Below are 24,825 nucleotides of genomic sequence, written 5' to 3'. Positions count from 1 at the left end.
CAGTGGGCAGCCACTGCTTTTTTTGCGTCTATAAACTGAGCGAAAAAAGAGTAGAATACAAAGTAAAAGAGTGTTTAGCCAATGAAAGGGGTTGAGGAGTCATGCAGCCGAGCATTGCAGTGAATGGCTTAAAGAAAAGTTTTGGCAGCAAGACGGTATTGTCAGAAGTGGATTTGGCGATTGAGGCGGGAGAGATTTATGGCTTTATCGGGCCATCAGGGTCCGGCAAGACGACGCTGATCAAACTGATCGTGGGCATTAGTTCCCCGGACCAAGGAACCGTTCGGGTTTTGGGAAAAGACATGCCGAACTTATCGCTTCTCCAAAACATCGGCTATATGGCGCAATCAGATGCGCTGTACAACGACCTGACAGGAAAAGAAAATTTGACGTTTTTCGCTTCGCTGTACCAAATGAAAAAAGAAGAAAGGAACAAACGAATTGCGTATGCTGCCGAATTGGTGAAACTGACTGACGAGCTAGGTAAAAAAGTGGCGCAGTATTCGGGCGGGATGAAGCGGCGCTTGTCGCTGGCAATTGCGTTGGTCCACGATCCGGACATCTTGATTCTGGACGAGCCGACTGTTGGCATTGATCCGGAACTGCGGCTGTCGATTTGGGAAGAATTAATGCACTTGAAGACCGAACAAAACAAAACGATCATCATCACGACGCATGTCATGGATGAAGCTGAAAAATGCGACGTTGTTGCCATGGTGCGAAACGGCAAAATTTTGGAGAGCGGTTCTCCGCAAGAGTTGAAAGCAAAGTATAGAGTGAACAATTTGGAAGGCGTGTTTTTAGCGGCGGGGAGAGAGCGCAGATGAGAATTTTTGCTCTTATTCATCGGATCATTCTTCAAATGCTTCGCGACAAGCGGACGCTGGCCCTTTTGTTTTTTGCACCGCTTGTCGTTTTAACGCTCATGTATTTCTTTTTTAACGGCAATGCAGCAGAGCCAAAACTCGGAGCAGTTGGAGTTGAGGAGACATTGGCCGTGGCATTGGTGGACGCCGGAATCGACATAACCCGTTACGATGCGGCTGATGAGGAAACGATCATTGCAGATGATTTGGAAGGATTGCTTGTAGCAGATGGCCGAGACTTCAAATTGACTCTTCAAAACGACGATCCCACAACTGCCAAAGCCTTGCTCGGGCGAATCAACCAAGCGGCTGCGGCGCAGCTGGCGCCAGCAGGGATGCCTTTTGGAGGCATTGAAACAGCTTACGTATATGGCGGCGGTGACACGGAATTTTTTGATGTGCTGAGTCCTATTTTGGTCGGGTTCTTCGTCTTTTTCTTCGTTTTTTTGATTTCTGGAATTGGGTTGTTAAAAGAGCGCGTATCGGGCACGTTGGAGCGCTTGCTGGCAACACCCATCCGCAGAGTGGAAATCGTCGCCGCGTATCTTGCAGGCTTTGGGCTATTTGCGATCATTCAGACGTGCATCGTCGTGTTTTATTCGGTCAATATACTGGATATGGTGATGGCCGGTTCGGTTTGGCATGTTATTCTGATTAATCTGCTGTTGGCTTTAGTAGCGCTATCGCTTGGAACGCTGCTGTCGACATTTGCAGGTTCGGAATTTCAAATGGTGCAATTCATCCCGGTAGTGGTCGTGCCGCAAATCTTTTTTGCCGGCATCATCCCCCTCGAAGGCATGGCCGATTGGCTGCAAGGCATTGGCCGGGTCATGCCGCTTTATTACGCAGCAAATGCATTGAAAAGCGTTATGTACAAAGGGCAAGGGCTGGGTGAAATCAGCGGAGACTTATTGGCACTTGCAATTTTTGCGGCTGTTTTTATCACGCTGAATATTTTTGCCTTGAAGCGATACCGGGCATTGTAAAAGAGGTGGCCATTTTTGGAACGCCTTCATTTAATCTAAACACACAAGTTAATTCTCGACTTTCTCTAAGTACCGCTGTGCTATAGAAGAATAAACCGACAGTTAAATTAAGCAATGAAAACTCTGTTGACCAAGCGAAATCCCTCAATTTTTGCCTGCAAAACTGACATAAAGAAACAACCGCCTTTTCGATTTAATGACTGGATAAACATGCTAAATAAGAGGATAATACGCTGAGTATACAGAATTATTAGGCAACAAGGTTTTTTGTTGAAGGAGGAAATTAAGTGTTCGGGTATTACAATAGTTTGTCTTCGGAAGTGTACGATCTCGACAAGCCGATTGGCAGTTCGTTCGGCGATATCGAATATTATACGGAACGGCTGGCTGCTTGCAGAGGGCATATTTTGGAACCGGCTGTCGGGACAGGCCGGATGATGGTGCCGCTTTTGGAAAAAGGGTTTCAAGTGGACGGCTTCGATGTGTCGCAAGATATGCTGTCGATTTGCCGCGCCAATTGCGAGAAACGAGGATTCAATCCGACGTTGTTTGAAGCACGGATGGAGACGTTTTCGCTTGAAGAAAAATACGGAGCGATTGTTATTCCGACCGGCACGTTTTTATTGATTCATGAGCGCGAAACGTCGCTCCAGGCGTTGGAGAATTTCCATCGTCATTTAGAAAACGGCGGGAAATTGATCGTCGATCTGTTTATTCCGAGCGAACTTGAAATGGGGAAAGTGTCGACACGCATGTGGGAATCTGACAATGGCGATGTGCTCACAGTGGATTCAACGATTGTCGAAGTCGATCCCATTAAGCAATACCGGGTTTCCCAAGGACGCTATGAAAAGTGGCGGAACGGCAAACTGATTGCCACGGAACTCGAGCGCTATCCGCTCCGCTGGTATGGCGTCGAAGAGTTCAGGACAATTCTCGAACAGATTGGCTTTGCGGACATTCACATTTCAACCGATTATCAATTCGATATTTACCCGACACAGGCAGGGCAGACGATTACTTTTGAAGCAACTGCAACAAAATAAATTGCTGACGTCTATCGACCATTACACCACCAAACATGAATCGATTCATGGAGCAGGAGGCTGTTTAGTATGGAGCGAGATATTCAGGCATTGATTTCCCAAATGACGTTGAAAGAAAAAGCAAGCATGTGTTCAGGTGCGGATTTTTGGCATATTAAAGGAATTGAGCGGCTCGGAATTCCATCGATTCGTTTAAGTGACGGACCGCATGGGCTGCGCAAACAAGTGGGCGAAGACAGCCATATGGGATTGGGCAGGAGCGAACCGGCCACATGTTTCCCCGCAGGAGCGACGCTTGCGAGTTCATGGAATAAAGAACTGATTCAAAAAGTGGGCAGCGCCCTAGGAAAAGAAGCGCAGGCCCAAGGAATTGGTGTGCTTCTTGGCCCTGGCGTTAATATCAAGCGTTCGCCGCTTTGCGGGCGGAACTTTGAATACTATTCGGAAGATCCGCTTTTGTCATCGGAATTGGCGGCCGCTTACATTCACGGTGTCCAAAGCGAAGGCGTCGGAACGTCGCTCAAGCATTTTATCGCAAATAACCAGGAACACCGGCGGATGACAACAAACGCAATTGTGGATGAACGCGCACTTCGGGAAATTTATTTGGCCAGTTTTGAACGGGCTGTAAAATATGGCAAACCGTGGACGGTTATGGCGTCATACAATCAAGTGAACGGTGAATATGTATCCGAGAGCTATCTTTTCCTTGAAGAAATTTTGCGGAAAGAATGGGGATTTGACGGCGTCGTGGTCTCGGATTGGGGCGCAATCGATGAACGCCACGCTGCACTCACAGCCGGATTGGATTTGGAAATGCCGGGAAGCCTAGGCTTTGGCGTAAATAAGATCATCGAAGCGATTGAACATGAACACATTTCGGAAAGCCAATTGGATATGGCAGTGGCGCGTTTGCTCAAGCTAATTTTCTTGGCGGAAGATTCGAAGCGAGAAAATGCGGCATTTGATCCACAAGTACATCACAAATTGGCAAAAACAGCAGCAATTGAAGGAATGGTTTTATTGAAAAACCAAGATCAGATCTTGCCGCTTTCAAAAGACAAAAAAATTGCGTTGATTGGGGCATTTGCCAAACAGCCACGCTATCAGGGCGGCGGCAGTTCGCATGTCCATCCTCTGCAGCTCGACAACCTGTATGACGAAATCGTGCGTGAACTGGGCGAAGAAAAAGTCGTTTATGCGGATGGCTATGACCTTCATGTGGAAGTCCCACATATTGGAATGATTGAACAAGCGAAAGAAGCCGCAAAAGAGGCAGACTGTGCTGTTTTGATGGCGGGGCTGCCGGACCATTGTGAATCAGAAGGCTATGACCGGCTGCATTTGCGAATGCCTGATGACCAACTTATGTTAATAAGGGAAGTCGCGAAAGTGCAGCCGAACTTGGTGGTGGTGTTGAGCAACGGAGCGCCTATCGAAATGCCATGGCTTGATCAAGCAAAAGGCGTATTGGAAGGCTATTTAGGGGGACAGGCAGCGGGCAGTGCGTTGAAAGACGTCTTGTTCGGCGACGCCAACCCAAGTGGCAAGCTGGCGGAAACGTTTCCGATGAAACTGAGCGACAATCCGTCCTATCTGTATTTCCCGGGAGACGGCAATCTTGTCGAATACAAAGAAGGAATTTTTGTCGGCTACCGCTATTACGATACAAAAGAAAGAACGCCGCTGTTCCCGTTCGGTTTCGGGCTCACTTATACCGAGTTCGAATACAGCGACCTCATCATAAGCAAATCCGAAATCCAAGACACAGAACAAGTCGAGGTGCACGTGTCCGTGAAAAATACGGGGGATCGAACCGGAAAAGAAATTGTGCAATTATACGTAAGTGATTTGGCCAGCTCTATTCGCCGGCCCATTAAAGAACTGAAAGGCTTTAAAAAAGTGGAGCTTGCGCCCGGCGAAGAAAAAACGCTCAGCTTTACACTGGATAAACGCGCGTTCGCTTATTTTAATAAAGAAATAAGAGATTGGCATGTGGAGACGGGCGAATACGAAATTTTGATCGGGAAATCGTCCCAAGAAATCGAATTGAAACAAATCGTAACGGTTCAAAGCACGGTCCGAATCAGCCGGAAAATCACGCGCAATACCACAATCGGCGAACTCATGTCCGACCCGTTGCTAGCGGAACCGGCCACGAACCTTATCAAAGAAATGAACAGCTCTCCGACATTCCTGGATTCCATTGATGAAAGCAAGGAAATGGCGGAAATGATGGAAGCGATGGCTGAAAACATGCCGCTTCGCGCCCTTGTGTATTTCACAAAAGGCAGCATCACGGAAGACGAGCTGAAGATCATCATCGCCGAATTGAATAAAATCCAAACCTTCGGTAGTCCGGCGGTTGAGAAAAGATAAGTGGGGAGAGCTGTTCGCTGTTGGCGAATGGCTTTTTTGATGGCTAAAAAAGGGTAAGGAGAGCTGGAAATATTTTCTTCATGAAGTTTTTTGATTTCTACCTGCATTATTCGAGTTTCTACCTGCACTATTGAACTTCTTACCTGACGAATCATCCTCTTTACCCGCACTTCCTCAAAATCCTGGAGCATAACTTGCGCTTTTTCTGGGTATAAAACTGAAAAGGGGTGCATGGACGATGGCATTTGATTACGAGCTGGATTACGAGAAATTGGATCTCCGGAAGCATCCGGAATTGTACCGCGTGGGGAAAGGCGAGCAAGGCGTGTTGCTTGTTGAACCGTACAAAAGTGAGATCTTGCCGCATTGGCGCTTCAAGACGCCGGAAATTGCGCAAGAGTCATGCGATAAGATTTCGGAGCTATTCGAAGAATATCGCAAACAAGATGATTTTGTCGGCATGGATATGGCCCGGAAGTTTATCCAAATGGGCTATACCCGTGCGCGCCGCTACACCAATTACAAAGGCGGACGCAAGTACAACGAAGACGGAACGATCAAAGAACGCGAAATCGATCCCATCAAAGCGGAATCCGCCGCCATCTTCAAAAAAAGATGGGACGAAATCCGGGAAGACGAAGACTACTTGACGCGCAAGAAAAAACATCAAAAAGAATTTGGGTGAAGAGGCTGCTGAGGCAGTCTTTTTTTATAAAATAAAAATGGAACGCTACGTAATTTAATTCCAATTTATTTCAAATTAATTTCCTAAATTCTGTAACTTTTCTCAAGTTCAAACGTCTATATAGAGTGAATATACTGGAAACGAGGGGATTCTGTGGAAAGGAAGGTAGTACTAGCAGGAGGGACGGGGTTTATTGGCCGTTACTTTCAGAAAAAGTTCTTGGAAGAGGGCTATGAAGTTGTAGTGATTTCGCGGCAAGATAAGCATTTGTCATGGCTCGACCATACAGGAATAGTGGATGCCTTAGATGGTGCCGACATATTGATCAACTTGGCCGGCAAATCGGTCAATTGCCGCTACAATAAACGAAACAAAGAAGAAATTCTGGAGTCGCGGATCGAAACCACCCAAATTCTTGGCAATGCGATGCTGGCGTGCGAAAATTCACCACCCCTCTGGATTAATGCAAGCACCGCAACGATTTACCGCCATGCAAAAGACCGGCCGATGACGGAAGCGGACGGTGACATCGGAACGGGCTTTTCAGTGGAAGTGGCAAAAGCATGGGAGCAGTCGCTGTTCGCTTTTAAATTGCCGCGGACACGGCAAGTAGCGCTTCGGACAGCAATTGTGCTCGGAGAAGATGGTGGGGTAATGACACCTTACCTCAACATGGTGCGCCTCGGGCTCGGCGGGGTGCAAGGTTCAGGCGAGCAAATGTTCAGCTGGATCCACATTGAAGATTTGTTTCGCATCGTGCTGTTTTTGCAAGACCGGCCGCATTTGAGCGGTGTCTTTAATTGTTCGTCTCCAAATCCGGTATCCAACCGGGAACTGATGGCCGCGCTGCGAAAAAATGCCAACCGGCCAACCGGTTTCCGTGCGCCTGGCTGGATGCTCGAAATGGGGGCGGCAGTCATTCGCACCGAAACGGAATTGGTTCTGAAAAGTCGCTGGGTGATCCCGGAGCGGCTGCAAAAAGAAGGATTTGAATTCTGGTACGCTACACTGGATAAAGCGTTAAAGCACATTATGCATTGAATTGGCATAGTGCCAACAGCGGATAGGTTATTCGCTTCATGAAGCTACATATTTCTTCTTAAACACCTTGGCAAGCAAGGTGTTTTCTTTTTGCGTTGTTCAACATTGACCGGCCCTTTTAATAAGAGTAAATTAAAAGAATCAAGAACGAACTGTTCCGTTTCGAACTGTTTGAGAATGGAGGGTTGAGAGTGGAAATGAAAACAGATGATCACCAATTGATGCGTTCTGTAGAACTGCTGCGCTCGTTTGCAAGCGTTCAGAAAAACTTGTTCTGCTTTGTCCAGCGGTCTGCAGTGGAAAACGGGTTGTCGATTCCGCAATACAATATTTTGATGACGCTTATCTCACATACCGAAATGACGCAAAAAACCTTGGGCGAGAAAACCTATTTGCCAAAAAGCACGCTAAGCCAAGCAGTTGATGGCCTTGTTAAAGAAGGCTTGCTGGAACGCCAGCAAGTGGAAGGCAATCGCCGGGAAATGCTGCTGTCGCTGAACGAGAAGGGCATTGAACGCATCAAAACCATTCACCTGCAAGAAAGCGGGATTCACCGTGTGGTTCAAAAGGTGCTGGACGCCTTGGAGCCTGGTGAAGCGGAACGATTGCTCGAAACCCATGCGCGCATTGCTTCATTATTAGAAACCATCGAACCAAAGGAGCAGCTTAAATGATCAAAATTCTAAAAAACTTAACCGTCTACAAATGGTTTGTCGCAGCTGTCGTGGCGTTGATTTTTATTCAATCGCTGGCGGATCTGTATTTGCCTACGTTGATGGCCGACATTATCGACAACGGCGTCGTCACCGGAGATACACCATACATTTGGCAAATCGGTGCGATTATGCTCGGAGTTTCGGCTGCCGGAGTGGTTGCTTCCATTTTCGCCAGTTACTATTCATCCAAAGCAGCGATGGGGCTTGGCCGCGATTTGCGCCGCCGGGTTTTCAACCACGTTGGAAAATTCACGTTGCAGGAATTTGATAAAGTCGGAACGGCGTCGCTCATTACCCGGACGACAAACGACATTACGCAAGTGCAGCAAGTGGTTATCATGATGCTGCGCATGGTCATCAGCGCGCCGATTATGCTTGTGGGCGGACTGATTTTGGCGATTTCCAAAGACGCCAAACTGTCGCTCGTCATTTTAGGGGCAATGCCGGTGCTTGCCGGTTCGATCATCTTGATTTTCAAAAAAGCAATGCCGCTGTTCCAGACCGTGCAAACCCGTTTGGACCGGCTGAATTTGGTGCTTCGTGAAAACTTGACAGGAATACGTGTTATCCGAGCGTTCAACCGCGAATCGGAAGAGCAAGTGCGCATGAAAAAAGCGAATCGCGATTTGACGAATGTCTCGATCCAGGTGAATAAAATTATGGCTTTCATGATGCCAGTCATGATGCTCGTCATGAACTTAACGGTCGTTGCCATTATTTGGTTCGGAGGCGTGCGCATTGATAACGGGGCCATGCAGATTGGAGACTTAATGGCATTTATTCAATACGTCATGCTGATCATGTTCGCACTCGTTATGGCATCGGTCATGTTCATTATGATTCCGCGGGCCGCTGTATCGGCGAACCGCATCAACGAAGTGCTCGAAATGGAGCCGGCGTTTGTCGACAACGGAACTGAAAAAGCAGACCGTGAACTTGGGACACTGGAATTTGATGATGTGACGTTCAGCTATCCGGGAGCGGAAAAGCCGGCGCTGTCGAACATTTCGTTCAAAGCAAGACCAGGAGAAATTACTGCCATTATTGGCGGGACGGGATCCGGAAAAACGACGCTCGTCAATTTGATTCCGCGCTTTTACGAAATCACCAGCGGTGCCATTCGCGTCAACGGCGTCGATATCCGCGAAGCGTCGCAAGACGAAGTACGTTCGAAACTCGGCTTTGTGCCGCAAAAAGCAATTTTATTCACCGGCACGATTGCGGACAACATCCGCTTCGGCAAACAAGACGCCACGCAAGCGGAACTTGAACACGCCGCACGCATCGCGCAAGCTACGGAATTTATTGAACGGATGCCAGAAGGCTATGAGTCGGAAATCGAACAAGGCGGTTCGAATTTATCAGGTGGACAAAAGCAGCGGTTGTCGATTGCGCGCGCATTGATCCGCAAGCCGGACTTGTACGTATTCGACGATAGTTTTTCGGCGCTCGATTACAAAACAGATGCGCGTCTGCGAAGAGCGTTGAAAGACGAAACGAAAAACGCCACGGTGCTATTGATTGCACAGCGCGTCAGCACCGTCGTCGATGCTGACCGCATCATCGTGTTGGAACAAGGCAAAATTGCCGGAATCGGCACACATGAAGAATTGCTCGAAGGCAATGACGTGTACCGTGAAATTGTGCTATCCCAGCTGACAGAGGAGGAAATCGCATGAGCAAAGACAAAAAACCTCGCGGCGGGCAAGGACCGGGACATGGACCCGGCGGCATGATGATGATGCCGGGCGAAAAGCCGAAAAACTTTAAGAAAACATTGCGGCGTTTATTGGAATATTTGAAGCCGCGGCGCAATAAACTCATTGCGGTCTTTTTTGCCGCGATTTTAAGCACGATTTTTATGATTGTCGGACCGAAAATTATGGGGCTCGCCATTACGGAGTTGTTTGAAGGAGCTTACGGCAAATTTATGGGTGTTCCGGGTGCAACGATCGATTTCGGCCGGATTGGCGAGATTTTACTCTTGCTGACAGGGTTGTACATCATCAGCAGTTTGTTCAGCTATATCCAGCAATTCATCATGTCGACCGTCGCGCAGGACACGGTTTACGATTTGCGGGAAGATGTGAATAAAAAATTGAAGAAGCTGCCGCTCAAGTATTTTGACGGCCGGCCAAACGGTGAAACATTGAGCCGCATGACGAACGACATCGACACCATCGGAAGCACGCTGCAGCAAAGTTTGACGCAGTTTATCACATCAATCGTCACCTTAGTGGGAATTATCATCATGATGCTGTCAATTTCACCATTGTTGACGCTTATTGCGCTTGTGTCGCTGCCGTTGTCGATGGTCGTCATCGGCCCGGTATTGAAACGTTCGCAAAAGCATTTCGCCAACCAGCAAAAATCACTTGGCGAATTGAACGGCCATATTGAAGAAATGTACACGGGGCATCAAGTGGTGAAAGTGTTCGGCCACGAGAAAAAATCAGGCGAGCAATTTGATGCCATAAACGAAGAACTGTACGAAGCCGGAAGCAAGGCCCAATTTATCTCCGGGATCATCATGCCGGCAATGATGTTTATCGGCAATATCAGCTATGTGCTGATTTCCGTGGTCGGCGGAATTTTGGTGACGCAGCGGACGATTTCAATCGGCGATATCCAAGCGTTTATTACGTACTCGAAACAGTTTACGCAGCCGATTACACAAACCGCGAACATCGCCAACATCATCCAATCGACGATTGCGGCAGCAGAACGCGTCTTTGAACTGTTGGACGAAGAAGAGGAAATCAAAGAACAGGCAGCCGTTTCGCTTGAGCGTGCGGAAGGCGCCGTCACATTTGAAGACGTCGACTTCGGCTATGGCGAAGAACTGTTGATCGAAAACATGAACATTCACGTCATGCCTGGCCAGACGGTGGCCATCGTAGGGCCGACTGGAGCCGGCAAAACGACGCTTATCAATCTATTGATGCGCTTTTACGAATTAAACAGCGGCTCAATCAAAATCGATGGGCTGGACACGCGCGACATGCCTCGTGAAGATTTGCGGAAAAGCTTTGGCATGGTGCTGCAGGATACGTGGCTCTTTAACGGCACAATAAAAGACAACATCGCCTACGGCAAAATCGGCGCGACGGACGACGAAATCTTCGCCGCTTCCCGCACCGCCCATGCCGATCACTTTATCCGCACTTTGCCGGACGGCTACGACACCATCTTGAACGAAGAAGCGTCGAACATTTCGCAAGGGCAAAAGCAGCTCTTGACCATCGCGCGGGCCGTCCTTGCCGATCCGCCGATCATGATTTTGGACGAAGCCACATCAAGCGTCGATACGCGGACCGAAGTCTTTATCCAACAAGCCATGAACCGCTTGATGGAAGGACGCACCAGCTTCGTTATCGCGCATCGCCTGTCGACCATCAAAGATGCCGATCTGATCCTGGTCATGGACCAAGGAAAAGTCATCGAGCAAGGCACACACGCGGAACTGCTCGAACAACAAGGATTCTACGAAGAATTGTACAACAGCCAGTTTGCCGAAAAGGTCGCTGGATAAATAGAGAGCCGGCCCAAGAGTTTCTGGGCCGGTTTTTTTAAGTGGAGTGCGTGTTAAATGGGCGATACTTCATGTGAACTCATGAAAAGTTCATGTAGAAACGATAGAAGTGCATGATAAATATGTGAAACTGCCTGTTAAATTTGGAAAACTTCATGAAGCAAATTTTTCCAGCTGCTCGCTTCACTTTCTCTATGTAATACCTGCAGTAATCAACAGCTGTTCGCGGAGGCGAACAGCTTCCTTTTTTGCTTTTTGATCTGGGAGATACGAAAAAAACAGAACTGTCTGTTAAAAATTGAACACTTCATGTTAACTGATCAGAACTGCCTGTTAAAAGGGCGAGACTGCATGTTAAATCGAGAGAACTGCATATTAACTCCCAAAAACTTCATGAAGCAAATTTTTCCAGCCAAAAGGCCACTTTCAAAGTCCTCATAATAAAAAGCCATCCGCACCAAGCGAACAGCCTCCTTCTCCTCATTTCTTTTGCCCTTCAACAACCCCATGCTTCGAAAATACCGCCACCCAAGGAAACATCGCCTTTTCCCCAGCACTACTTTCCGCCATTCCGCTCTTCACTCGCTTCAATTGCGCCACAATGATAATGCTGATGATCACCAGCAAAAACCAAGATGAAATCTTCCCGATGTGAACTAGCGACCAAGCGGCTTGCTGGTTCGGGTACTGCCAGGCGCCGAAGAACGTGACGATGTTTTCAGCGAGCCAGATGAAGAAGCCGACAAGCAAGAACGACAAAATCATCGGCAGCTTGAAAACGCGGTCGTGCAGCCGGAAGGTGACAATGGTTTTGAGAAAGATCATCACGAGCAGCACTTTCAACAACCAGCGGATGTCGTAAGAAAAGTGATGCGTGAAAAAGTTCATGTAAATGAGCACGCTGATGCTGACCGCAAACACCGGCTTTGGCCAGTTGTACATGCGAAGATCCAAACGCCGCCACGCTTGGCAGATGAAGCTTGCGACACTCGCGTACATAAAGCCGCTGTACAGCGGCACACCGAACACTTTGCTGTAGGCCTCTTCCGGATACGCCCACGACCCCATATGCACTTTGAACAATTCAAGCCCCAAGCCAATCGCATGGAACAGGCAAATGACTTTCAGTTCGTCAATCGTCTCAAGTTTGGAAACGAGCATGAACACTTGCGCTGCCAAACAGATGAGCAAAATAAAATCGTAGCGCGGCAATCCGGGAATATCGACCAATTTTGAAACTGCGAGAGCGGCAAAAATGATGACGGGAAAAATGCACGACAACGCTTGCAAGTACGTGAAGCGGAATAAATACTTCATAAGGATCCCTCTCTCCGATTTGATTCATACGAAATGGAAGCGTTTTGAAGTAGGACGAAAGGCGCTTTCCGGAGGTTGCTTTTTCCGTTTGGAAAACCATCCTTTCCTCCTAAAATAGATGCGGAAAAAGGGGGTATACAAAGAGCATATATGAGCACTGACCATGAAGGAGGAACTGAGATGCCGAGGTTTGAATCAAAAGGAGTGCAATTGTATTACGTAGAAGCGGGTGAAGGGGCACCGCTTGTATTGATTCATGGATTGACGGCAAGTTTGATGACGTTTCAGCAGGAAATTGAGTATTTCCAGGATCATTTTCGGGTCATCGCTTATGATTGCCGGGGGCACGGCCGTTCGGATAAACCACTGAGCTATACGCTGAACGACCATATTGAAGACGTGGTGGCGCTCTTGGATCACTTGGGCATCGGCAAAGCGCATGTGCTTGGCGTATCGATGGGCAGCTATATCGCACAAGGCTTGGTGCTCGCGCATCCGGAACGCGTGGAAAAATTGGTGCTCGTCGTTTCCAAATCGAACGGCAAAACCTCGTCTACCCAGGAATTGTTCAATCGCCATGCTGATGAAATCGAGGGCATGGAAGAACAGGAGCAGCAAAAGCATTTGTTCAAGTACATGTTCCGCAATCTAGCGGCTGTGGAAGAATGGCAGAAAGAATCCGGCTTAACTGAGCAAACGTTGACGCTCATCCAGCAAGCTGCAGCCAACAAAGCACTCGAAGGATTTGATTTCCGCCGCACGCTGCCGACGGTCGAATCTCCAACGCTCGTCATTAGCGGGACGCACGACGGTTTGAACCCGCCGGAACGCGGCAGGGAAATCGCCGGGCTTATCCCGGATGCGTTATTTGTGGAGTTCGAAAACTCGGGGCACGCACCGAACGTTGAAGAATCGGAACTGTTTTTGGACGTGACGACCGATTTTCTAATGGCATAAAGTTTCCATGAAAAAGAGCTTAGAGAACATCTCTAAGCTCTTTTTCGGGTTCATCATCCGGCAGATCCAGCCGGGCATAGGCTTCGTCTTTTAATTTTTGGTCCAAGCCTTTCGATAAGCGGATAATCGCCCATGCGGTGAGCCCGGCGCTGCCGATGAGCATCGTTGCATACGGCAAAGCGCGCGAGTACACTTCCGCGCTGGTGAAGAAAAACAGCCATTCCGGCCGGGCGTCAGGCACAAACATGAACAATGCAGCGAGCGAATTGTTGACGGCGTGGAACATGATCGGCACGAGCAAGTTATTGGTGCGCAAATACAACAGCGACGCCACGACGCCAAACAAAAAAGCCCCGAGAATATCCGAATGCAAAATACCGAAAAACAAACTTGAAATCAATACGCCGCTCCACATCGTCGTCTTCGCAATGAGCCGCTTCAGTAAAACCCCTCGGAAAATAAATTCTTCAGCGATTGGACCAATCACCGAAATGACGATAACGGTAAAGATGACGTAGTAGGAACCGCCAGGAGAAGGTGGAGGTTCAAGCATAAAGTCGACAAGCCAAGGCGCAAGCGGCAAAAGCAGATACATGCGAAACCACAGCATGCTCGCAGAAAACATAAACGACAGCAGCACGAGTCCGACGATTATCAAAACCCAGCGATCCACGCCGCTCATAAACACGACCGTCGTAATCCGCTTTTTTTGTTTGCGAAAGTGATAGCCGAAATAAAGCACCGGGACGACAACATACAAGACAAGCTGCACGACGACATCGATGAGAAGAGAGTTCGCGGAAATCTCAAACAGTATGATGACCGATACCATAACAGACAGCGCTAAAAACCCAAACAAATACCGAGCTGGCATTTCTTCAAACATCCAATGCACCGCCTCTCTTATAAATCTTATGAGAAATCGCCGTGGTGTGATGCAGGAAACTGAGAGGGCTTTCTTCGTGGTTTCATTTTATAACAGCCTTGGCTTAAAATCACGAATTATATTTCGGAATATTCAGTAAAATGGTAAACTGAAGAAAAATGGGGGTCATGCCATGCGAAAAAAGGGAGTCTGGGTTGTTTTCATCGCTTTCTTGATTTTGGCGGGGTGCCAAAAAGAAGAACAAGTGACGCCAAAAGAACAAGAAGCGGAATCGCAATTTTCGCCTGAAGGCCGCGTTGAGGAATTTATCGGCCTGTGGAACAGCGGCGACTTTGAAAAGATGTACACCGATTATTTAAACGAAGGGACAAAAGAGGCATTTGGCGAAGCGGTATTTGTCGATTGGCAGCAGCAGCTGCATAAAGACCTTGCGATGGAAAACATCCAAGTGGCCTACACGAAGCCGGATGAAACAGCTGAATGGAATCCTGATGAGCCGGCAGATTTTCCGCTGACTTTATCTATGGATAGCATGGCAGGGCCGGTGAAGTTCGACAAAACGCTGACGCTGCTTTTTGAAAACGACAACTGGTTTGTCGAATGGGACCCGTCGTTTATTTTGCCGCATCTGGACGAAGGCGATGAGGTCCGGGTGGAATTTTCCAAACCGGAACGCGGCGAAATCGTTGACCGGAGTGGCAAGCCGATCGCGGTGAACGGCACAGGCTACGAGATTGGCATCGTGCCGGGGAATTTCACCAATGAAGGCAAGAAAACGCGGCTCGCGCAATTGCTCCATACGACAGTAGAAGCGATAGATCGCCAGCTAAACCAAAGCTGGGTGCAGCCGGAACATTATGTGCCAGTCGGCATCGTGCCGGACAACCAAGAAGTGCTCGACGAAATTTTTGCAATTCCTGGAACCGAACGGCGGGAAACGCCTTTGCGGGAATATCCGTACGGAAAAGCACTGGCTCACTTATCCGGCTACCTGGCACCGATTACTGCAGATCAATTAAACGAGTTGAAAAACGAAGGTTACACAGAGATCGATGTAATCGGCGCACAAGGGCTCGAGCGTTCGCTTGAAAAGCGGCTTCGCGGGGAAGAGGGCGCACGCATTTTGATCGACAAAGGCATGGAAGGTGCAGAAGCAGTTCCTTCTATTGAAAACAAAGCAAAACCGGGCGAAACGATCAAGCTGACGATTGACGCCGAACTGCAAAACGCGGCGTATAAAGCAATGGACGGCAAAGCCGGCACTGCGGCAGCTGTCGATCCGAAAACCGGCGAGACGCGGATTTTGCTGAGCTCGCCCGGCTACGACCCGAACGAATTCATTCTCGGCATGACGAACAGCCGCTTCCAAGAACTAGATGATGATCCAAAAGAGCCGCTGTTTCCGCGGTTTGCTGAAAGCTATGCACCCGGTTCAGCAATCAAACCGGTGACGGCTGCTATCGGTTTAGAAGCGGGCACATTGAAGCCGGATGACGGCATCGAAATCAAAGGCAAGACGTGGCAAAAAGAATCATGGGACACGTTTCGCGTCACACGGCTGCACGATGATGCCCCGAATCCGGTCGATTTGAACACAGCGCTTGTCTATTCTGACAACATTTATTTTGCCCAGCAGGCGATGGAAATCGGCCGTGATGGCCTCGTAAAAGGATTGGAACAATTCGGCTTTGGCGAAGCGCTGCCGTTTGAAGCGCTTAACATCACCGCATCCCAAGTGTCAAACGACGGCGCCATTGCTTCTGAAGGGCAGCTGGCCGATACGTCGTTTGGCCAAGGGCAGATGCTTGTGAACATTTTGCATTTGGCGTCGATGTACGAGCCGTTCGTAAACGGCGGCACGATGTACAAACCGGTTTTATTGGATGGAGACAAAAAAGCACAAGTGTGGAAAGGCGATTTGATCAAAGCCGAAAACGCGGGACGGATCCGTGAGAGCTTGCGGAACGCCGTTACGGACGGCTTTGCAAAGTCCGCAAACCTGAAAGATATTCCACTCGCCGGCAAAACGGGCACGGCGGAACTGAAAGGATCGATGGAAAAAAGCGGGCAGACGAACGGCTATTTTGTGGCGTTTAATGCGGAAGAGCCGGATTTGATCGTTGCGATGATGGTCGAAGACGTCAAAGAAGGCAGTGATGAAGTGGCGGGACGAGTGGCGGACGTGTTTAAAGCAGTGGAATAAAAGCCAAAAGGAAAAGGTGAGCACATGAGTGAATGGTGGAAAAAAGCAACGGTGTACCAAATTTATCCGCGCAGCTTCATGGATTCGAACGGCGACGGCATCGGCGATTTGCGGGGCATTATCCAAAAACTCGATTATTTGTCCGACCTCGGCGTCGGCATTTTGTGGCTGTCGCCGATTTACGATTCGCCAAATGACGACAACGGCTATGACATCCGCAATTATCATGAAATCATGACGGAATTCGGGACGATGGCTGATTTTGACGAGCTGCTCGAAGAAGTGCACAAGCGGGACATGAAGCTCATCCTCGACCTTGTCGCCAACCACACGAGCGACGAGCATGAGTGGTTCCGAACCCAACCGGATTATTACATTTGGCGCGATGAGCCGAACAACTGGCGCTCTGTATTCAGCGGATCGGCATGGGAATTTGATGGAACACGCCGCCAGTATTACCTGCATTTATTCACCCGAAAACAGCCGGACTTGAATTGGGACAACCCGGAAGTGCGGAAAGCGGTATACGACATTATGCGCTGGTGGCTTGATAAAGGCATCGACGGTTTCCGGATGGACGTCATCAACATGATTTCAAAAGATCCTCTGTTTCCGGACACGAAAGATGGCAACGGCGAATCGTACTTTTTGAACGGCCCCAACGTCCATGCCTATTTAAAGGAAATGAATGAACAAGTTCTCGCCCATTACGATATCGTTACTGTCGGCGAGACACCAGGCGCGTCCCCGGAAGACGCCCGGGAATACACCGATCCCGCCAGAAAAGAACTCAACATGATTTTCACATTCGAGCACATGGACCTCGACCAAGAGGGACGCGAGAAATGGGATGTCAAGCCGCTGAATCTTGTGGATTTAAAAGAAAACAAGGAAAAGTGGCAAAACGCTCTTCATCATGTCGGCTGGAACACGTTGTATTGGAACAACCACGACCAGCCACGCATCGTCTCGCGTTTTGGCAACGATCGGGAATTTCGCGTGGAGTCGGCGAAAATGCTCGCCACATGCCTGCATTTTCTGCAAGGCACGCCGTTTGTCTACCAAGGCGAAGAACTCGGCATGACGAACATCCGCTTTGATTCGCTCGAGGAATACCGGGACGTGGAGACACATAATATGTACAAGGAACGGACCGCTTTGGGATTTTCGCACGACGACATTATGCAATCGATTTACGCAAAAGGACGAGACAATGCGCGGACCCCGATGCAATGGTCGAGCGAGCCGAATGGCGGATTCACGACAGGCGAACCGTGGATCAAGGTCAACCCGAATTACACGGAAATCAATGCCGAAAACTACAGCGATCCCAATTCCATCTACACGTATTACCGGGCGCTCATTGCTTTTCGGAAAACCTTGGATATCGTGACAACCGGCAATTTTTTGCTGCTGTACCGGGAAGACAAAGAAATTTTCGCTTATACGCGGCAAATAGAAAAAGAAACCTTGACTGTCTACTGCAATTTTTCGGCAAATCACCGGACCTTGCCAAGGCCAGCTGGCGAGCGGCTGATCGGTAATTACGACCCTCCTGGAGAGGGGGGAGAACTAGGACTTCGGCCCTATGAAGCCATTGTGTTTTACGAAGCCAAAAAAGAATAAAACCAGAAGCCCCGAAACGCGAAAACTTTTTTACAAAAGTGCGTGTTTCGGGGTTTTTATGTGGTTAAATCGGTTATACAGGAATAAACTTAAAGTAAATAAAGGAGGCGTCATCAGACGGAAGTTTTGTTAAAATACACAAAAAGATAATAAAACCACTAGGTTAACCAAATGATTTCTGATACACTAGCAACTTGAAACTTATTCTTCTCTAATTTGCACGAAAGCATCTTAGTGAACGCCCATAGAAGCAATAACCTTTTACTGCTATAAGAAAATAAACAGACGGATGGGCATCTTCTAAACAAGTCACGGTTTTTATTGCCAGTGGATTGGGTGGGGTTTGTGCATGGGTCTTTGTGAGGGATTACAATGAAGAAAATATGGTGGAAAGAAGCAGTCGCCTACCAAGTTTACCCAAGGAGTTTCAGCGACTCGAATGGGGACGGCATCGGCGACATCAACGGTGTAACCGGAAAATTGGATTATATAAAGGAACTTGGCATAGATGTGATTTGGCTGAGCCCGGTCTACAAATCGCCAAATGACGACAACGGCTACGACATCAGCGATTACCAGGACATCATGGCGGAATTCGGGACGATGGCGGATTTTGACCGCTTGCTCGACGAAGTGCACGCACGCGGAATGAAGTTGATCATCGATTTGGTCATCAACCACACGAGCGACGAACACCCGTGGTTCATCGAATCCAAATCATCGAAAGACAACCCGAAACGGGATTGGTACATTTGGAGCGACGACCCGACCAACTGGGAAAGCATTTTCGGCGGGCCGGCTTGGGAATACGAAAAAGAAACGAAACAGTATTATTTGCACTTGTTCTCCAAAAAGCAGCCAGACTTGAACTGGGAAAACCCGGAAGTGCGAGACGCCTTGTTCGATATGGTCAATTGGTGGCTCGATAAAGGAATCGACGGTTTCCGCGTCGACGCCATCAGCCACATCAAAAAAGACTTGAGCGATATTTGGGACCCTGAACAAAAACTATACGTCCCCGCATGGTCCAAAATGATGAATGTTGAAGGCATCCAGCCACTGCTCACCGAACTTCGCGACAAAGGATTTGCTGGACGCGACATCATGACCGTCGGCGAAGCGAACGGCGTCCGTGTCGGGGATATCGAAGAATGGATCGGCGAAGACCACGGCAAATTCAATATGGTGTTCCAGTTTGAAAGCTTGGGGCTGTGGGACACCGATGAACGTACCGGCATCAACGTGCCAAAACTGAAAGAAGTCCTGACGCGCTGGCAAAAAGGCGTCGAAGGCCGCGGCTGGAACGCACTCTTTGTTGAAAACCACGACAAGCCGCGCGTCGTCTCCACTTGGGGAAATGACAATATGTACTGGCGGGAAAGCGCCACCTCAATCGCCTGCATGTACTTTTTCATGCAAGGCACTCCGTTCATCTACCAGGGCCAAGAAATTGGCATGACCAACGCGCCCTTTACCGAGATTGAACATTATGACGATATCCAATCACATAACTTGTACCACAACAACTTGGCAGGCGGCATGGAGCACGAAGCCATCATGACGCTCCTGCAGGCGAAAAGCCGCGACCATTCGCGTACGCCAATGCAATGGGACGCCACGTTCAACGCCGGCTTTACAAGCGGATCGCCGTGGATCGGCGTCAACCCGAACCACGACCGCATCAACGTCGAAGCGCAAAAAGACGACCCGCGTTCGATCCTGTCGTTCTACAAGCAAATGATCTGGCTGCGCAAGCAAATGGATGTCCTCGTCTACGGCAGTTACGAACTCCAAGACATCGGCCACGAAGCTGTCTACGCCTACACGCGCCAAGACGAAACCGAAACCGTCTTAGTCGTCGCCAACCTCGCGCAATTTGCCTGCGAATGGGACGCTCCCGAAGATGCCACGCTTCTTCTGGCGAACTACGAAGACGTGGATCCGACTCAGCTTTTGCCGTACGAAGCACGTGTTTACAAACTAGCCAAAATAGATGAGTAAAGAATAAAACCAGCATCGCCACTTGAGCGGTGCTGGTTTTTTTGTATGGCTACCACATTGGTTCTTCTTCATTCGAAAATTCGTATAGGAAAGGATAAATGATTAAAACAACGGCAAACAGCGGTATAGCAATCAACATGAGCGTTCCAATAGTTAAATCAAAGAAAAAGGCCAGCAAAATCAACAGCGGAGAAAAAATGAACGTGAACAAACTCATCCGCGTTCTGGAGCGCTTTGTCGCATACTGTTTTGCTCCGCAACTCGGGCACCTCATCCCGTTGCTTAAAGTAAAAGACTTTTTGAAAGTCTCTTTCCAACTCCACTGATGGCCGCAATTTTGGCATGTCGGCATGAAAACACCTCCTTAAATATATACGGGTGAAATTAAAGAAGGTTACAAATCAATTGCTTAGCTGGGTGTGGTGAAGTGCAGGTAGAAATAAGAAAAGTGCAGGATAAAAAGTCGATTCGTCATGTAAAGATCGCAAAACTGCGTGTTAAAACTTCAAAACTGCATGTTAAAATGCGAAAACTTCATGAAGAAAATATTTCCAGCAAGCATCTTCACTCTCCCAAAGCGACGCCATCCGTAATAAAAAGCTGTTCGCTCAGGCGAACAGCTTCCTTCTTTTGCACTTTGGTCTTGGAGTGACGAAAAGAGAGAAGTGCCATAGAAACTCGAAAAGTGCAGGATAAAAAGTCGATTCGTCATGTAAAGAGCGCAAAACTGCGTGTAGAAACTCCAATAATGCAGGTAGAAACGTGAAAACTTCATGAAGCAAATATTTCCAGACAAACGCGTATCCCTTACAATCTAACTCTCCCACTTAAAACCACTTACTGAAGAAAACTTCCTGCTATTATTATTGATTACCAGGAAAAATTGCTGAAAATGTAAAAGAAGCAAAAACCCGATTTCTCGAGTTATGGAATTATGCTGATCCCTAGAGAAATCGATTGTTAGCGGCATAATGAGTCTTTTTTAGTTTTAATATCATTTATTTTATTTTAAAAAATTATATTGAAATTACAAAAGAACTGATTTGAATCTGTATTTTTTTTGGAAGTTTGTTAACTTCAATAAGAATGTGCTATTCTTTTTCACAAGAAGAATAAAAGTTTTTTAATCAAAAAAGAAAAAAAGAGAAAAGAATGGAGAGTGAATATGGGGGAACAAATTGAAGGAATTGACGAAATTGATTTGAAAATACTATCCTTTTTGCAAGATGACGGAAGAATGACCTTTAAAGAAATTGCCGCCAGAATCGGAGTTGCTGAGCGAACAGTAAGGCTTCGGGTCACAAATTTACGTGAAACAGGCGTGTTGTCCATTGTCGGTGTGGTGAATCCGATTAAAGTGGGATTAAAGTTAATAGCCGCTATTCAAATTGCAACAGAACATAATAAATTAGAGGAATGCATCGAGGAGCTTACAGAAATGGATGAAGTTAGATTTATTACGCTGACTTCTGGCGAATACCAGATTTTATCGGAAGTGTGTGTCAGTTCCCATGAAGAACTTGGTGATTTTTTAGAAAAAAAATTAAGCAAGATCACAGGAATTCAACGAACGAATATTATTATGGAATTGAAAATATTAAAAAACAAATTCAATTTTATTCGAAAAGAAAAAGAAGTAGAGCAAAGGCAGAATTTCAGCTAACCTTATATCTGATTCAAAACGAGAAAACAATTCCAATTGTTTTCTCGTTTTTTTGTGGAAATAAAATATTTTAAAAAAATGAAAACGGCATCAACAGCTATATAGAAAGGAATCTCCTTAAATTGAATAGTATAAATATAAGAATTTTTCTGAAATTTATATTGATTTTTAAAAATGTTTTATGTATAGTCTTAAATAATCTAGTTCCTATAAAAGTAATGAAGAGAGTTATTGTTACTTTTAAAATAACTAAATAAAAAAAGTAGGCCTTTATAAGGAGTGGATAAGTTGAAAGAGTTGCTCAAAGAATTAACAGAAATTACAGGACCGTGTGGATTTGAAGAGGAAGTAGCCGCATTTATTGCCAAACGTTTACGAAATACTGTGGATTCACTTGAAGTTGATAATTCCGGAAACTTAATTGCAATCAAAAAAGGCAGTAAGCCAGGACCGAGAATTTTAGTAGCTGCTCACATGGATGAAATAGGATTTATCGTAAAAAAAGTTGAAAGCAACGGGTTGATCCGCTTTGAAAAATTAGGCGGCCATGATGACCGCGTTTTATTATCACAGCGAGTTCAAATACAAACGGCTGCAGGAACCCGTACAGGAGTCATTGGTACAATTTCTGCTCATATGATGAAGTTTGATGATCCGGAAAAAGTAAGGAAACATCAAAATTTATACATAGATGTAGGAGCGGCCTCTCAACAACAAGTAAGCGATATGGGAATACGAATTGGAGACCCTATTTCTTGGTTCCCGCATTTTGATTTTTTGACAGAAACAAGGGTTGCAGGAAAAGGCTTTGATGACAGAGCAGGCTGTGCAGTCTTGATCAAAGCTCTTGAAGAAATAGAATCGGAAGATTTTTCAGGAGAATTTGTTGGGATATTCACTGTTCAAGAAGAAGTAGGGTTGCGGGGTGCACGGGTTGCTAGCCATTACTTAAACGGAGATGTAGCAATTGCCCTAGACACTACTGCTGTTAGTGATACACCGGAAGAAATGATGGATAACACCCTTTCGCTAGGCGGAGGAACTGGAATAAAAGTGATGGATTTCAGTTTAATCGCCAATAAAAAAGTGAGGGAGCATTTAGTAAAACTCGCTGAGGAAAATCACATACATTATCAACTAGAAATATTCCCAGGAATCGGTACAGATGCAGGAGAACTTAGCTTAGCAAATGCCGGGATTCCAACAGGTGTACTTTCCATCCCGTCTCGAAATGCCCATTCATCAAATGAAATAATTGACTTGAATGATCTGGAAGCTACAAAAGACTTGTTGCTAGTGTTTATTAAAAACATGCATCATTCACCAAAATATAAATTCCAAATTTCGTAAGGGGGAAAAAAGATGAATAAACAGTGGAAAAAGCTTGGGGTTCTTATTTCTTTAATAGCGTTGTTGTTTCTTTCAGCATGTGGAAATGGCGGCGGAAATTCAGCGGCAAATGGAAGTGGTGGAAGCGGTAAAAATATTTTGACCGTTGCACAAAACGCCGATGCCGTTACGCTTGACCCTCATAAAACAAATGACAGCGCATCGGCTAATCCGATGCAGCAAGTATATAACACGTTAGTGGATTTAACGCCGGATATGGAAGTAGCTCCATCCCTTGCCGAAAGTTGGGAGCAAGTTGATGATTTGACTTGGGAATTTAAACTTCGCCAAGGAGTGAAATTCCATAATGGAGAGGAATTAAAAGCTTCAGATGTAAAATTCACTTACGATCGATTATTGGATCCTGCGACTGCAGCTCCGGGATCGTTTTTGCTGGCAGATGTCAGTGAAGTAAAAGTTATTGATGACTACACAGTCCAAATTATTTCTAAAGAACCTTTTGCCCCTCTTGTATACAACTTAACTCACGTAGCAACAAGCATCTTAAATGAAAAAGCGGTTACTGAAGCTGGTGAAAAATATAATCAACAGCCTGTAGGAACTGGACCATTTAAGTTTGTCAGCTGGGAAAAAAGCTCGAAAATCACATTTGAGCGATATGATGACTACTTCGAAGGACCGGCTAGCCTAGAGCAAATCGTATTCCGCATCATTCCGGAAAGCGGGACAGCGGTAGCGGAATTGAAAACAGGAGGCATTGATATGATGCTGCAATTGCCTTCTCAACATATCAGCCAATTTAAAAACAGCGATACTGTTGAAGTAAACAAAGTTCCAAGTTTCCAAGTGAAATACTTAAGCTTTAATATGCAAGAAGCGCCATTTGATAACCCATTAGTTCGTCAAGCTATAAACTACGCAACTAATAAAGATGCGATTATAAAAGCGGCATACCAAGGAACTGCTGTAACCGCTACAAGCCCATTAGCTCCAGGGCTTAATGGATACAACGATCAGCTAGAAGGCTATAGCTATGATGTAGAGAAAGCGAAAGAACTTCTAGCAGAAGCTGGAATGCCGGATGGGTTCGACTCCACTCTTTACATTAGTGATGCAGATATTGATACAAAAATCGGAACGATTCTTCAATCGCAATTAAAAGAAGTCGGCATTAATTTGGAACTTAAAGTTATGGAATGGGGAGCATTCCTTGATGAAACAGCTAATGGCGTTCCAATGTTTGTATTGAGCTGGACAACTGTAACAGGCGACGCAGATAACGGCATGTATGCGTTATTCCATTCAAAAAATGCAGGCGGACCAGGAAATAGAAGCTTCTACAAAAATGAAGAAGTTGATACGTTGCTAGACCAAGGCCGTGCAGAAACAGATGCCGCCAAACGTGAAGATTATTACAAACAGGCACAAGAAACAATTGTGGATGACGCGGCTTGGGATTTCTTAGCGGTAAGTGAAAACATTGTTGGAGTTAATAAGCGAGTAAAAGGCTTTGAAAATATGCCGACGACTACTTATAAATTCTATAGTGTGACACTTGAATAACCGAAGAA

At 46.8% G+C, this 24,825-nt stretch carries 19 protein-coding genes; 16 read left to right on the top strand and 3 right to left on the bottom strand.

Going from position 1 to position 24,825, the window contains the following annotated elements; all coding sequences use genetic code 11:
• Positions 1 to 101: 101 nt before the first annotated feature.
• The 9 genes from ACRRQV_RS14985 (at position 102) to ACRRQV_RS14945 (ending at position 11,251) form a co-directional block, all read left to right on the top strand.
• The gene (locus ACRRQV_RS14985; protein ID WP_432532294.1) at positions 102 to 827 is read left to right on the top strand and encodes an ABC transporter ATP-binding protein; all 726 of its coding nucleotides are present in this window, start codon (positions 102 to 104) and stop codon (positions 825 to 827) included.
• Positions 824 to 1,852: an ABC transporter permease gene (locus ACRRQV_RS14980; RefSeq protein WP_432532292.1), complete on the top strand. Its 1,029-nt coding sequence runs from the start codon at positions 824 to 826 to the stop codon at positions 1,850 to 1,852. The genes ACRRQV_RS14985 and ACRRQV_RS14980 overlap by 4 nt, the downstream gene beginning before the upstream one ends.
• A 287-nt stretch (positions 1,853 to 2,139) precedes the next feature.
• Positions 2,140 to 2,898 carry a class I SAM-dependent methyltransferase gene (locus ACRRQV_RS14975; protein WP_432532290.1) on the top strand — a complete coding sequence of 253 codons (759 nt, stop codon included), beginning with the start codon at positions 2,140 to 2,142 and terminating at the stop codon, positions 2,896 to 2,898.
• Positions 2,899 to 2,967: 69 nt separating this feature from the next.
• Complete coding sequence (locus ACRRQV_RS14970; protein WP_432532288.1) at positions 2,968 to 5,277, top strand: glycoside hydrolase family 3 C-terminal domain-containing protein; 2,310 nt, start codon at positions 2,968 to 2,970, stop codon at positions 5,275 to 5,277.
• Between the two features lie 238 nt (positions 5,278 to 5,515).
• Positions 5,516 to 5,962 (top strand): DUF4385 domain-containing protein, encoded by a 447-nt coding sequence (locus ACRRQV_RS14965; RefSeq protein WP_432532286.1) that lies wholly within the window; start codon positions 5,516 to 5,518, stop codon positions 5,960 to 5,962.
• 153 nt (positions 5,963 to 6,115) lie between these two features.
• Complete coding sequence (locus ACRRQV_RS14960) at positions 6,116 to 7,003, top strand: TIGR01777 family oxidoreductase (protein ID WP_432532284.1); 888 nt, start codon at positions 6,116 to 6,118, stop codon at positions 7,001 to 7,003.
• 197 nt (positions 7,004 to 7,200) lie between these two features.
• Positions 7,201 to 7,677 (top strand): MarR family winged helix-turn-helix transcriptional regulator, encoded by a 477-nt coding sequence (locus tag ACRRQV_RS14955; RefSeq protein ID WP_432532423.1) that lies wholly within the window; start codon positions 7,201 to 7,203, stop codon positions 7,675 to 7,677.
• Entirely contained in the window at positions 7,674 to 9,398 is a 1,725-nt protein-coding gene (locus ACRRQV_RS14950; protein ID WP_432532282.1) for an ABC transporter ATP-binding protein, read from the top strand. The genes ACRRQV_RS14955 and ACRRQV_RS14950 overlap by 4 nt, the downstream gene beginning before the upstream one ends.
• Positions 9,395 to 11,251, top strand: coding sequence for an ABC transporter ATP-binding protein (locus tag ACRRQV_RS14945; RefSeq protein WP_432532280.1), 1,857 nt, complete (start codon positions 9,395 to 9,397; stop codon positions 11,249 to 11,251). Before ACRRQV_RS14950 ends, ACRRQV_RS14945 begins: the two co-directional genes overlap by 4 nt.
• Positions 11,252 to 11,731: 480 nt before the next feature.
• On the opposite strand, the gene ACRRQV_RS14940 is transcribed toward ACRRQV_RS14945, so the two are convergent.
• Entirely contained in the window at positions 11,732 to 12,568 is an 837-nt protein-coding gene (locus tag ACRRQV_RS14940; protein WP_432532278.1) for a DUF817 domain-containing protein, read from the bottom strand.
• Positions 12,569 to 12,748: 180 nt separating this feature from the next.
• On the opposite strand from ACRRQV_RS14940, the gene ACRRQV_RS14935 reads away from it, so the two are divergent.
• The gene (locus ACRRQV_RS14935) at positions 12,749 to 13,525 is read left to right on the top strand and encodes an alpha/beta fold hydrolase (RefSeq protein ID WP_432532276.1); all 777 of its coding nucleotides are present in this window, start codon (positions 12,749 to 12,751) and stop codon (positions 13,523 to 13,525) included.
• Between the two features lie 19 nt (positions 13,526 to 13,544).
• On the opposite strand, the gene ACRRQV_RS14930 is transcribed toward ACRRQV_RS14935, so the two are convergent.
• Entirely contained in the window at positions 13,545 to 14,411 is an 867-nt protein-coding gene (locus tag ACRRQV_RS14930; protein WP_432532274.1) for a CPBP family intramembrane glutamic endopeptidase, read from the bottom strand.
• Positions 14,412 to 14,583: 172 nt separating this feature from the next.
• Between ACRRQV_RS14930 and ACRRQV_RS14925 the strand changes: the two genes are divergently transcribed.
• The 3 genes from ACRRQV_RS14925 (at position 14,584) to ACRRQV_RS14915 (ending at position 20,241) form a co-directional block, all read left to right on the top strand.
• Complete coding sequence (locus ACRRQV_RS14925; protein WP_432532272.1) at positions 14,584 to 16,614, top strand: penicillin-binding transpeptidase domain-containing protein; 2,031 nt, start codon at positions 14,584 to 14,586, stop codon at positions 16,612 to 16,614.
• Between the two features lie 24 nt (positions 16,615 to 16,638).
• Positions 16,639 to 18,240 (top strand): glycoside hydrolase family 13 protein, encoded by a 1,602-nt coding sequence (locus ACRRQV_RS14920; RefSeq protein ID WP_432532270.1) that lies wholly within the window; start codon positions 16,639 to 16,641, stop codon positions 18,238 to 18,240.
• Positions 18,241 to 18,612: 372 nt separating this feature from the next.
• On the top strand, positions 18,613 to 20,241 hold the full coding sequence (locus ACRRQV_RS14915; RefSeq protein ID WP_432532268.1) for a glycoside hydrolase family 13 protein: 1,629 nt from the start codon (positions 18,613 to 18,615) through the stop codon (positions 20,239 to 20,241).
• Between the two features lie 49 nt (positions 20,242 to 20,290).
• Here ACRRQV_RS14915 and ACRRQV_RS14910 read toward each other — a convergent pair whose 3' ends face one another.
• A complete protein-coding gene (locus ACRRQV_RS14910; RefSeq protein ID WP_432532266.1) occupies positions 20,291 to 20,593 on the bottom strand; it encodes a TIGR04104 family putative zinc finger protein in 303 nt (100 codons plus the stop codon).
• A gap of 813 nt (positions 20,594 to 21,406) precedes the next feature.
• Between ACRRQV_RS14910 and ACRRQV_RS14905 the strand changes: the two genes are divergently transcribed.
• From ACRRQV_RS14905 to ACRRQV_RS14895, 3 genes are all read left to right on the top strand, one after another.
• Positions 21,407 to 21,904 (top strand): Lrp/AsnC family transcriptional regulator, encoded by a 498-nt coding sequence (locus ACRRQV_RS14905; RefSeq protein ID WP_432532264.1) that lies wholly within the window; start codon positions 21,407 to 21,409, stop codon positions 21,902 to 21,904.
• Positions 21,905 to 22,183: 279 nt separating this feature from the next.
• Positions 22,184 to 23,254: a M42 family metallopeptidase gene (locus ACRRQV_RS14900; RefSeq protein WP_432532262.1), complete on the top strand. Its 1,071-nt coding sequence runs from the start codon at positions 22,184 to 22,186 to the stop codon at positions 23,252 to 23,254.
• A 12-nt stretch (positions 23,255 to 23,266) separates the two neighbouring features.
• Entirely contained in the window at positions 23,267 to 24,817 is a 1,551-nt protein-coding gene (locus tag ACRRQV_RS14895; RefSeq protein ID WP_432532261.1) for a glutathione ABC transporter substrate-binding protein, read from the top strand.
• Positions 24,818 to 24,825: the final 8 nt, after the last annotated feature.

Source organism: Planococcus sp. YIM B11945 (assembly GCF_050864155.1).
GTDB lineage: Bacteria > Bacillota > Bacilli > Bacillales_A > Planococcaceae > Planococcus.
Note: the sequence above shows the minus strand (reverse complement) of the source record. Positions and strands in the feature narration are given on the sequence as shown.

Excerpts from the sequence above, each read along its gene's own strand:
- ACRRQV_RS14915 (WP_432532268.1), top strand. The coding sequence starts at position 18,613 with ATGAAGAAAATATGGTGGAAAGAAGCAGTCGCCTACCAAGTTTACCCA.
- ACRRQV_RS14895 (WP_432532261.1), top strand. The coding sequence starts at position 23,267 with ATGAATAAACAGTGGAAAAAGCTTGGGGTTCTTATTTCTTTAATAGCG.
- ACRRQV_RS14910 (WP_432532266.1), bottom strand. The coding sequence starts at position 20,593 with ATGCCGACATGCCAAAATTGCGGCCATCAGTGGAGTTGGAAAGAGACT.
- ACRRQV_RS14920 (WP_432532270.1), top strand. The coding sequence starts at position 16,639 with ATGAGTGAATGGTGGAAAAAAGCAACGGTGTACCAAATTTATCCGCGC.
- ACRRQV_RS14940 (WP_432532278.1), bottom strand. The coding sequence starts at position 12,568 with ATGAAGTATTTATTCCGCTTCACGTACTTGCAAGCGTTGTCGTGCATT.
- ACRRQV_RS14965 (WP_432532286.1), top strand. The coding sequence starts at position 5,516 with ATGGCATTTGATTACGAGCTGGATTACGAGAAATTGGATCTCCGGAAG.
- ACRRQV_RS14985 (WP_432532294.1), top strand. The coding sequence starts at position 102 with ATGCAGCCGAGCATTGCAGTGAATGGCTTAAAGAAAAGTTTTGGCAGC.
- ACRRQV_RS14955 (WP_432532423.1), top strand. The coding sequence starts at position 7,201 with ATGAAAACAGATGATCACCAATTGATGCGTTCTGTAGAACTGCTGCGC.
- ACRRQV_RS14980 (WP_432532292.1), top strand. The coding sequence starts at position 824 with ATGAGAATTTTTGCTCTTATTCATCGGATCATTCTTCAAATGCTTCGC.
- ACRRQV_RS14950 (WP_432532282.1), top strand. The coding sequence starts at position 7,674 with ATGATCAAAATTCTAAAAAACTTAACCGTCTACAAATGGTTTGTCGCA.
- ACRRQV_RS14970 (WP_432532288.1), top strand. The coding sequence starts at position 2,968 with ATGGAGCGAGATATTCAGGCATTGATTTCCCAAATGACGTTGAAAGAA.
- ACRRQV_RS14905 (WP_432532264.1), top strand. The coding sequence starts at position 21,407 with ATGGGGGAACAAATTGAAGGAATTGACGAAATTGATTTGAAAATACTA.
- ACRRQV_RS14930 (WP_432532274.1), bottom strand. The coding sequence starts at position 14,411 with ATGTTTGAAGAAATGCCAGCTCGGTATTTGTTTGGGTTTTTAGCGCTG.
- ACRRQV_RS14925 (WP_432532272.1), top strand. The coding sequence starts at position 14,584 with ATGCGAAAAAAGGGAGTCTGGGTTGTTTTCATCGCTTTCTTGATTTTG.
- ACRRQV_RS14935 (WP_432532276.1), top strand. The coding sequence starts at position 12,749 with ATGCCGAGGTTTGAATCAAAAGGAGTGCAATTGTATTACGTAGAAGCG.
- ACRRQV_RS14945 (WP_432532280.1), top strand. The coding sequence starts at position 9,395 with ATGAGCAAAGACAAAAAACCTCGCGGCGGGCAAGGACCGGGACATGGA.